Below are 9894 nucleotides of genomic sequence, written 5' to 3'. Positions count from 1 at the left end.
CTGGTGATTCATACGATAATGCTCTGGCTGAAACGGTGAATGGCTTATACAAAACAGAGGTGATTGAATATTTAAAAGCAGATTGGCAAGGTTTAGCAGATGTACAACTTGCGACACTAAACTGGGTCGATTGGTTTAATAAAGAGCGTGTACACAGCGCACTGGGTTATGTATCGCCTTTTGAGTTTGAAGCAATGTACTATGATAAGATTAACCCGTTAGGTCAGGTGGCCTAACTTAAATAAAAAAGTCTCCGACAAACCCGGTACGGTTCAGTTCAAAACCTATTTAGGGTATACCATTGTGAAAAAACATACCCAGATTGATAACTGTCACTATATTGATGTCGGTTCCTCTTATACCCAGAAGCTGTGTATAGTCAAAATTAAATAAGGATAAAGACGGTGATATAAAAGATCTCCTTACGAAGAAATGAAAAGCCATCAATATGATGGCTTTATCAAACGATTAATTAATAGGTTTTATAAGGTAAAAACTTGCCAGACAATACGACATTTACCCGGTCACCGTTCGGGTTTTCCTCACGCTGAATATCCATGCTGAAGTCGATTGCGCTCATAATGCCATCACCGAATTCTTCATGGATCAGCTCTTTAATAGTCGAACCATATACATTTACAACTTCATACCAGCGGTATATTAAAGGGTCCGTAGGCACACTGGTTGGTAAAGAGCCTTTGTAAGGTACAATTTGCAGCCATGCTACTGCCTCATCATTAAGGTCAAAAATCTGACCAATTTTCTCTGCCTGCTGTTTATTAAATGCCATTTGTCCCAGGCAGGCAGCCGTTACCCATTCTTTAGAAAGACCAATTTCTTTGGCGACATCTGCCCATTTAATTGACTTTAAAACTTTCGCTGAAATGATCATGTCAGTTACTTGTTGACGATGGGTAATCATAAAAATCTCCAGATTATTTTTGAAATACATTTATGTGAATTTTCATTAATGCAGTTCTCATGCCAACTAGAGGACGAAAGTAGCTTTAAATAGAGCGTAAAAAATTGAATGATTTTTAAATAATTTATGGCACAGCTTTTGCTTTATTTATAACAAGCATGGCAATGGCGCCATAACAAAATTACCTGTTCTGATATTTAAGGCAACGACGCCTAAGGTTTCAAAGACCTTAGGCGTCTTTTTGTTTAAAAACAGGTCCAGATATTAAAAATGAGGACGATGACATGGCATATCTTGCTCCTGCAGAGTTTGCAAAAAAAGTGGTAGATGCGGGTGAATCCAAATTACATATGGCAACCCGTGATGTATTGATTCGTGCCTTTATGGCAGGTGCGATTTTGGCACTGGCAGCAGTATTTGCCATTACCATAGCCGTGCAAACAGGATCAGCACTAATTGGTGCGCTCCTGTTTCCAGTTGGTTTTTGTATGTTGTATTTATTGGGCTATGACCTGTTAACTGGGGTATTTGTACTTACGCCGCTGGCATGGCTAGATAAACGCCCAGGGGTGACATGGGGACGTATTCTAAAAAACTGGGGCTTGGTGTTTGTAGGGAACTTTACAGGCTGTTTAGTCGTTGCAGTGCTCATGGCAGCGGTTTATACCATGGGTTTTGCAGCGGATCCAAACCCTGTCGGCGTGAAAATTGCGCATATTGGCGAGGAGCGGACATTAGGTTATGCCGAATACGGATTCGCCGGCTGGATGACTATTTTTATCCGTGGCATGCTGTGTAACTGGATGGTGTCATTAGGTGTCATTGGCGCGATGATGTCTACTACGGTGAGTGGCAAATTCATTGCCATGTGGATGCCAATTATGCTGTTCTTTGCCATGGGCTTTGAGCACTCTGTCGTTAACATGTTCCTGTTCCCATTTGCCATGATGATGGGCGGTGACTTCTCGATTGCTGACTACTTCCTATGGAATGAACTGCCGGTTGCTTTAGGTAATCTGGTGGGTGGTTTGGCATTAACAGGTCTGGCACTTTATACAACCCATGTCCGTACTGGTGTTAAAAAAGAATTTTAATATTCACCATTTTATAAAGGGATCATATAGATCCCTTTTTGAGCTTTCAGCATGAAAAAAACATTAAAAGTCAGTATTGGGCAATATTCTACTGCCGGAATTAAACAACAGAACCAGGATTTCCATGGAGTATATCTGCCCGAAGGACATGTGCTGAAACAGAAAGGTATTGCCTGTGTTATAGCGGATGGAATCGGTAGCAGTAATGTCAGTCATCTTGCAGCAGAAACCGCCGTTGGCAGTTTTTTATCTGACTATTATTCTACTTCAGATGCCTGGAGTACACAGACTTCAGCAGAACGGGTGATCCGCGCGACCAATTCATGGCTTTATGCACAGACTCAACAAAGTCAAGGACGTTTTGATAAAGACCGAGGTTATGTCTGTACCTTATCTGCACTGATTTTAAAACAGCAACAAGCCCATGTTTTTCATGTTGGTGATAGTCGTATTTACCGCATTCGCGATCATGAAATTGAATTACTGACCCATGATCATCGTGTCTGGTTGTCTTCAAGAGAGCATTATCTTAGCCGAGCCTTAGGTGCCGACTATCGTATTGAAATTGATTATCGAAATATTGAGCTCAAAGAAAAAGATATTTTTTTACTGATGACGGATGGGGTCTATGAATTTGTCACAGATCAACAATTATTAGATTTAATTTTAGTAGATGCAGATTTAAATCAACTTGCCAAAGCATTCGTTGAAAAAGCTTTAGAACAGGGCAGTGATGATAACTTAAGTCTCCAGGTGATCCATGTAGAACAGCTGCCTGAACTGAATCAGTTTCATATTCAGCAGGATTATGTATTTCCACAACAGCTCAGTAAAGGTGAAGTGTTTGAAGGCTATGTGATTGATAAAATTTTGCACCAAAATCATCGCAGTTGCCTGTATTTGGCACACGATACTCAGCAGCAGCCCTTGGTTATAAAAACTTTGGGGGTAGATTTACAGCAAGATAAAAATGCCGTAGAGCAGTTTCAACTCGAAGATTGGGTATCGAAACGTCTGAAACATGACAACCTGATGCAGTGTTATCCACATAACACTGAGAAAAAATATTTATTCCAATGTTATGAATATTTACAGGGTGAAACCTTGGCTCAATGGCTGCATCGCCAAGAAAAGCCTTTAAATCTGGATGAGATTTTACCAATTTTGCAACAAACAGCCTTGGCTTTAAATGCAATGCACCGGCTGGAAATGCTACATCAGGATATACGACCAAAAAACATCATGGTTATAAATGCAGAAAATGCCATGAAAATTAAACTGATTGATTATGGTTCAACGGCAGTAAGAGGCCTGGTCGAAATTAATCCTAAAAATGCGAATCGAGCACTCGGAACCTTGGCATTTATGGCACCGGAGTATTTTATTGATCATTCGCCATCTGTACATTCAGACCAATTTTCTTTGGCGGTAATGGCCTATTATTTATTCACCAAACAATTACCTTATGGGACAGATTTAGCTCGCTGTAACAGTTTAAAGCAGATGAAAAAAGTTCAATATAATTCCATCAGGAAATATCGGCCAGATTTACCTATATGGTTAGATAAAATTTTAGGCCAAGCGCTGAGTATTGAACCGATACATCGTTTTGAGGCCTTGTCTGAACTCATTCATAATCTAATGCATCCTTCCAAAGAATTATTAAACTCTAAACCACCAGCAATCATTGAACGAGATCCTTTACGTTTTTGGCAAATGATTTGCGCCGTATTAGGGCTATTATTTTTACTGAGTATTGCATGGCCATTTATTTGAAAAGATAGGATCAAACCATGCTTAAAATTGAAGGTACATAGATAAGTTTTTATTCAAACAGCTTTGTTGCACAAAGATTTGAAATGCAAAGCGCCCCTAATTGAGCTAAATTTAAGGCGTAATTTGGGTAAGTGGTCGACCTAATTCCGTAAATCTGTTGAGGACTGCTACACGTGCATGAATCTCATTGACTTGGCTATCAAAACGCCTTGCTCTGAGTTTATCTCCTAATAATTTAATGCAGTGCATCTTAGTTTCAACCAAACTTCACCGATGATAGCCTGATTTTTTCCATAGTGTCCTGCCTGAGAAGCACTGCTTCCAAGATTATCTGTTCGAAGTAATTCATTTCGATCTAGCGAGCTGCTCTTTGTATCTTTCCAAGGTTTCGCATTTTTTTCTAGGTGGAATCACCGCATGCGCTTGCCGATCTGCAATGACCTCACGGCATTGCTTGGTGTCATAAGCTCCATCGGTATAAACAGAGTCAATCTGCTCATCTTGTGGAATCTGATTAAGTAAATCACCAAGCACCTGTGAATCACTGACATTATTGGTTGTAAGCTGAATAGCGCGTATTTGTAGAGTTTTAGCATCTATGCCAATATGAAGTTTACGCCATTGGCGACGATATTCAGGTCCATATTTCTTGCGTTTCCATTCGCCCTCACCTAGAAACTTCATGCCTGTAGAGTCTATGAGTAGATGCAGCCCATCGCTACTTTTTGGTAATTGATTGCAATATTAATATGCTTTTGTCTTCTACAAAGCGTGGTGTACGAATATCACTGATATTCGTAGCTGCTCATCCGCAAAGTTTAATCAGACTTTGCACAAAGCCAGTGACCATACGTAAAGACAGACGGAGTAAGGATTTAATCATTAAGCAGCATTGGATGGCTGCATCGGAGTAGGTTTGATTTCGCCCTTATTTTGCCTTTTGATGGAGCATACCATTGCGTAGCAGGATCAAACCAAATGGCAATATTTCCGCGATGAACGAGTGCTCGGTTATATGCGGGCCAATTGGTTGTGCGGTAGATTTTATGTGTAGGCTTCTTCATTTGAAAATTATATCGCTGAAAAAGCCTTTACAGATAGGTTTGTGCAACAAAGCCTCTATGAACTTAAAGTAACATGTTCTAAATTTAACATAATGGCGGTTTTACGAAATTAAAAAATCCTAGACTCAAATCTAGGGTTTAAATTTAAAAAAATACATAAAAATTAATAACATGGTATTAATATTGTCCCATTGTAATTTGTTTCAATTTTAATGAATTATGAAACTCAAAATGTAAATAATTATCAAATATTTTGTATTTAAGCCAACTGTTACTTTCTCTTTCGGGGGTTTCAAATAAATTAGCTACAGATTGCATCGTACTTTTGTGATTAATACCTGTGATCAGATTTTCTAAAAATGGGTATGGGTAATATTCTTCATTCTCTTTGACGTAGATGAAAATGGTATCTAGTATCTGATGTTCATTAAACCTGAACGTAATACCTCTCTTAAAAATTGCCAATAGGATAGCTTTTCTCCACCAAAATTAGTCTCTAATGAGTCAAACTCACTTGCAACAAGAATAACTGCTTTCAAAATATCTGAACTTGACTCTTTAGTTCCAAGACAAGATAAAAAAACCTCTACATCACCTGAAAAATTCACTTATGACATACCTAAATCAAAATTTTCTTTATCCTTTGGTTTTTATCATATTAAAAATGAAATCTCTGATTCAAAGTTAAAATTTTCAAAAGCTGTATCCATTTAACATAAATCTCTTATACGAATTCTAGCCCTGCATAGGGCGGGCTAGATATAGCGATTAGACCCAATTCTCTAGCTTCAGACCATCAATTCGTTCAAATTCTTTTGTATTGTTCGTAACTAATACAACATCCAATGCCAAAGCATGAGCAGCGATCAGCATATCTAAGCTGCCAATCGGTTTACCTGTAGATTGAAGATTCTGGCGTAATTTGGCGTAATGCCAAATCGCCTGTTCATCGTAAGGAAGAATCTCTAAAGGTGACAAAAACTTGTTTAACGCCTGTTTATTGCGTTCAGATCCAGACTTCTCTACACCAAAAGCCAGCTCAGATGCCGTGATACTCGAAATCGCAAGCTGGCCGAGTTGATATTGCTTAAAGCGCTCAAAAACTTGTTGAGGCTTATTGTTGATGACATAGATACAAATATTTGTGTCTAAGAGGTAAATCATCTGAACTCCTCACGGAGCTGTTCGCCTTGATCAGCTCGCTCCAATTGGAATCCAACCTCAAACTCATTTATTGCTTCTAACATGACATCCCAAGGATTGTCGATGGGCATGAGTAATACACCACGACCGAAGCTTTTGATGGCCACTTCCGTGCCATTAAAGCGAAAGGCTTTAGGCAAGCGAACAGCCTGACTGCGACCAGTTTGAAATACTTTCGCAATTTCCATAATTACCTCCCGAAACCAAGATATATATCTTTGATATATATCTTAACATTAAATCTTGTAAAGTCAAAGTGAAATTAAAATCATAAGGCAATAAAAAAGCCCGACATCCTGTCGGGCTTTTTCATATCGGGGTGCTCGTCTTACTGATCTCGTGCTGCCCATTCCTTGCGCTATTTTCTTATTCTTGTTTTCTGGAAACATCCAGTTCCCTTATGTATTCATCATAGGGCTAATGCTTTGGATTACCAATCCTCAAAAATCTTAAATTCATGTAAGTTTTAGCTTACAAAGTTGGCCTATTTTATCCCAAGAGTTGTCCGCAGAAATTGGGGATTATTTATGAACTGTGACCCTTGAGAAATCAGGAAAAAATGCAAAAACGAATGTTTTTTGATCAATTTTATTGGCTAAAAGTTACAGTTTGGCTTAAAAAGAAACCGACTTGTTTCCAAGTCGGTTGAACGAGAACGTTCCAGAGGGTATGAATAACGATAAGATACTGATCTTAAAGTAATATTAAAAACACTTAGTGTTATTCACCAATTAAAATGTCTATGCGATAAACCATTTAAAATGTCCTGTTTTTAACCACAAGAGTCAAGCACAGGATTTAAGTTTCTTTGTTCAACAACAGCTTTCTGAGCTTTACGACTTGGCATACTTTTCTTGGCCCGGGAACGTTTATTCTGTTTTTCTAGTTCTTCATGCTGCTGTTGAATATGCGCCAGGACTGAACCTAACCGTTTATTCTCAACAATCTCATTTTGCTGTAGCCCAGCCAATTTATTGAAGATGCTGTAGTTGAGCTTTCGTCCTTCATGCATGAGGGCCACAGTGCCATCCGGATACTCCAGAAATGCAATGTATTGCCCAGCAAGCTTATGATTCAGCTCTGTCGGTTCAAGCAGATAAATACATTTGTCATAGGTAATCGTCAGGTTCTTGGTGACCTTACGCGGTTCCTGCCAGGTAAAAATATCATCCAGTTCAAGATCAGATTCGGTTAATGGTCGATGCAGGTTCTTTGAGTTTCGCGCACATTTGGCGAACTTCTGATTGAACTGCTCAATAAAGCAGGGCAACCAGGCATTTGCTTCTGCAATCGAACAGATGCCTTCCAGGCGCATCTCCTTGATCAAACGGTCCTGAAGGGTTCTATTCGCTCGCTCTACGCGACCCTTCGCCTGTGGGGAGTTGGCGAAGATAATATCAATGTTTAACTCATTCAGAATCCGCCCAAATTGCGTGATCTTGCTGTCTTGGCTGGATTTCTGATTCACTCTGAATATCGAGTGTTTATCGCTGTAAAAGGCCAAGGGCTTGCCGTATTGCTCAATGTAGGCTCGGGTTGAAAGCATATAGTCAAAGGTCGTTTCAGCCTCACAAAAGCGCAGATGCAACAGCTTGCCGGTAGCATCATCGATATAAACCAGCAAACAGCATTTGGTGGCTCTTCCTTCAAACCAGTCATGATATGAGCCATCAATCTGGATCAGCTCACCGAAGCAATCACGGTTATAGCGTGGCTGGTATGGGCGTTTTAGACGTTTGGATCGCGGAATCCAAAGGTCATTTGCAGTCATCCAGCGCCGAACCGTTTCTACCGGGATATTCAGGTCAAACATGCTGCTGAGCTTCTCATGCGCCAAGGTAGGTCCAAAGCCCAGCAGATGTTCAGAAATAATGGAAAGACATTTTGATTTTAATAAATCGTCATGGCGATGATGGCCCGGTTGACCACGACTGGCATGCGTCATGCCTGAAACACCATCTTGATTGAGCTTCTGCAATAACCGGGTAATTTGACGGGTGGAAAGATTCAGGATTTCAGCAGCACGGACTTGGGTAATACGATGATCTCGAACGTCTTGCAGAACTGCAAGACGTTGAATTTCTTTGTCAGACATAGTGATCAGCATCTATATTTTATATCCAGTCCATGGTGATAAAAATCATCATAAACCAGACATTTTTATTGGTGAGAATATAGACACTTTAAATGGGTTCTAACACTTAGATTGCGTATAATCTTGATTATGTTAAATCCGATACACCTAATCATAACTTCATAAGGCTTTGTTGCATAAAGATTTAAAAAATTGAGCTATCGCAATCCACTCAAATTTAATCGACAACTCAGGTATGAAATTTGCTTAAATAAGTTTCCGACAAACCCGGTACGGTTCACCTTGTATCTGATGAGGAATATCGTCAACTTCAGCAAGATCTTTTGGTACAGCCTGATAGAGGTGACCTAATCAAGAATGGCGGTGGTATCGCAAAGTACGTTGTGCTCAAGGTAACAAAGGGAAAAGTGGTGGGATACGGGTGATTTATTATTGGGTCACCGAGGATGATCAGATCTTTTTCTTAGTGGCTCATCCAAAATCAGTAAAAGATAATTTAACAGATAAGGAAACCGCTATTCTGCGCCAACTCGTGAAGGAGCAATTTCATGGATAACAACTTATTTGATGACTTGGTTGCTTCAATCAAAGAAGCTGGAGCTATCAAACGTAAAGAAGTTAAAGCAAGCCGAGTTAGAGAACTCGAATTGCCTGATATTAAAGAAGTACGTGAAAAAACTGGCTTGAGCCAAAATGAATTTGCTGAGTAGCCTGGGATTGAGTTATGCGTTGATCGCAGATTTCCTGCAAGACCCACAATCGTTTAAGTTCTTTATCCGACATAGACACCAACATATCAAATCGTCCGCTAAGGAAATTGCAAAAGTGCATATTCTAAAAGCGGACATTTTTACTTTGGAGAAACCGGACATTTCTATTTTGGAGTTACAGTGTTTTTAATATTACTTTAAGATCAGTATCTTATCGTTATTCATACCCTCTGGAACGTTCTCGTTCAACCGACTTGGAAACAAGTCGGTTTCTTTTTAAGCAAAACTGTAACTTTTAGCCAATAAAGTTGATCAAAAAACATTCGTTTTTGCATTTTTTCCTGATTTCTCAAGGGTCACAGTTCAGAAATAATCCCCAATTTCTGCGGACAACTCTTGGGATAAAATAGGCCAACGTTGTAAGCTAAAACTTACACAGATTTAAGGTTTTTGCGGATTGGTAATTCAACGCATTAATCCTATGATGAATACATAAGGGAACTGGATGTTTCTAGAAAACAAGAATAAGAAAATAGCGCAAGGAATGGGCAGCACGAGATCAGTAAGACGAGCAACCCGATATGAAAAAGCCCGACAGAATGTCGGGCTTTTTTTATGGCTTAAATTTCTATAACTGAGTATTGATCTGATAGCGTGTATTACGTCCCCCACCTTCCAATTTGACGATACATTTTTTCTCAAGTAAGTCTGATAAATGGCGAGTAGCTGTTGCCTTACTAATTTTAGCAACCTTTTGATATTGTGAAGCGCTAATACCATGTTCAAAGCCATTTTCTCCACCGTCTAATAAACGATTTAGAACTTTGCGCTGTTCTTCACTCAAGGCTAAATTTGAATATTTATGCCAAAACTGACTTTTAAACAATGTTCGACTTATCTGCGCTAAGGTTTTTTCAAGGCTATCATTCAATGTATCTAAAAACCAAACTAGCCAATCGGTGATATCAGAATCATTTTTTTGAGTTTGTTCTAATATCTCATAGTAACTTTTACGTTTATTCAATATCGC

9 protein-coding genes and 4 pseudogenes are annotated in these 9894 nt (G+C 39.2%); 6 read left to right on the top strand and 7 right to left on the bottom strand.

All coding sequences use genetic code 11. The features are described from left to right. Together MF4640_RS17515 and MF4640_RS19820 are read left to right on the top strand one after the other, a co-directional pair. Nucleotides 1-236, top strand: a 236-nt coding sequence (locus tag MF4640_RS17515; RefSeq protein ID WP_141112804.1) for an integrase core domain-containing protein, incomplete at its 5' end; no start/stop codon positions are given. 49 nt (nt 237-285) lie between these two features. After that, nucleotides 286-393: pseudogene (locus MF4640_RS19820) on the top strand (serine/threonine-protein phosphatase 2); the annotation flags it as partial. Between the two features lie 79 nt (nt 394-472). Here MF4640_RS19820 and cynS read toward each other — a convergent pair. Further along, nucleotides 473-922 (bottom strand): cyanase, encoded by a 450-nt coding sequence (gene cynS, locus MF4640_RS17505; protein WP_078390387.1) that lies wholly within the window; start codon nt 920-922, stop codon nt 473-475. Nucleotides 923-1206: 284 nt separating this feature from the next. Here cynS and MF4640_RS17500 point away from each other — a divergent pair, with 284 nt between their 5' ends. Together MF4640_RS17500 and MF4640_RS17495 are read left to right on the top strand one after the other, a co-directional pair. After that, nucleotides 1207-2016, top strand: a complete 810-nt coding sequence (locus MF4640_RS17500; protein ID WP_000323725.1) for a formate/nitrite transporter family protein — start codon at nt 1207-1209, stop codon at nt 2014-2016. A gap of 51 nt (nt 2017-2067) precedes the next feature. Beyond that, complete coding sequence (locus MF4640_RS17495; RefSeq protein ID WP_078390386.1) at nt 2068-3792, top strand: bifunctional protein-serine/threonine kinase/phosphatase; 1725 nt, start codon at nt 2068-2070, stop codon at nt 3790-3792. Nucleotides 3793-3903: 111 nt separating this feature from the next. Here the strand turns inward: MF4640_RS17495 and MF4640_RS17490 are convergent. The 5 genes and pseudogenes from MF4640_RS17490 to MF4640_RS17470 form a co-directional block, all read right to left on the bottom strand. Then, nucleotides 3904-4856: pseudogene (locus MF4640_RS17490) on the bottom strand (IS5 family transposase). Nucleotides 4857-5266: 410 nt separating this feature from the next. Further along, nucleotides 5267-5464, bottom strand: a complete 198-nt coding sequence (locus tag MF4640_RS19815) for a hypothetical protein (RefSeq protein ID WP_227518685.1) — start codon at nt 5462-5464, stop codon at nt 5267-5269. 160 nt (nt 5465-5624) lie between these two features. After that, a complete protein-coding gene (vapC, locus tag MF4640_RS17480) occupies nt 5625-6020 on the bottom strand; it encodes a type II toxin-antitoxin system tRNA(fMet)-specific endonuclease VapC (protein ID WP_000639719.1) in 396 nt (131 codons plus the stop codon). Continuing rightward, on the bottom strand, nt 6017-6247 hold the full coding sequence (locus MF4640_RS17475) for an antitoxin (protein WP_000401521.1): 231 nt from the start codon (nt 6245-6247) through the stop codon (nt 6017-6019). Before MF4640_RS17475 ends, vapC begins: the two co-directional genes overlap by 4 nt. Nucleotides 6248-6831: 584 nt before the next feature. Beyond that, nucleotides 6832-8166 (bottom strand): ISNCY family transposase, encoded by a 1335-nt coding sequence (locus MF4640_RS17470; RefSeq protein ID WP_078390385.1) that lies wholly within the window; start codon nt 8164-8166, stop codon nt 6832-6834. A gap of 311 nt (nt 8167-8477) precedes the next feature. On the opposite strand from MF4640_RS17470, the pseudogene MF4640_RS17465 reads away from it, so the two are divergent. After that, nucleotides 8478-8710, top strand: a pseudogene (locus MF4640_RS17465) (type II toxin-antitoxin system RelE/ParE family toxin). After that, nucleotides 8703-8858 (top strand): annotated as a pseudogene (locus tag MF4640_RS17460) (transcriptional regulator); the annotation flags it as partial. The pseudogenes MF4640_RS17465 and MF4640_RS17460, both read left to right, overlap by 8 nt. 634 nt (nt 8859-9492) lie before the next feature. Here the strand turns inward: MF4640_RS17460 and MF4640_RS17450 are convergent. Continuing rightward, a partial coding sequence (locus tag MF4640_RS17450; protein WP_161944392.1) for a Fic family protein occupies nt 9493-9894 on the bottom strand: 402 nt, incomplete at its 5' end.

Source organism: Acinetobacter sp. MF4640 (assembly GCF_002018895.1).
Classification (GTDB): domain Bacteria; phylum Pseudomonadota; class Gammaproteobacteria; order Pseudomonadales; family Moraxellaceae; genus Acinetobacter; species Acinetobacter johnsonii.
The sequence above is the reverse complement of the archived record's forward strand: the minus strand, read 5'-3'. Positions and strand labels throughout refer to the sequence as shown.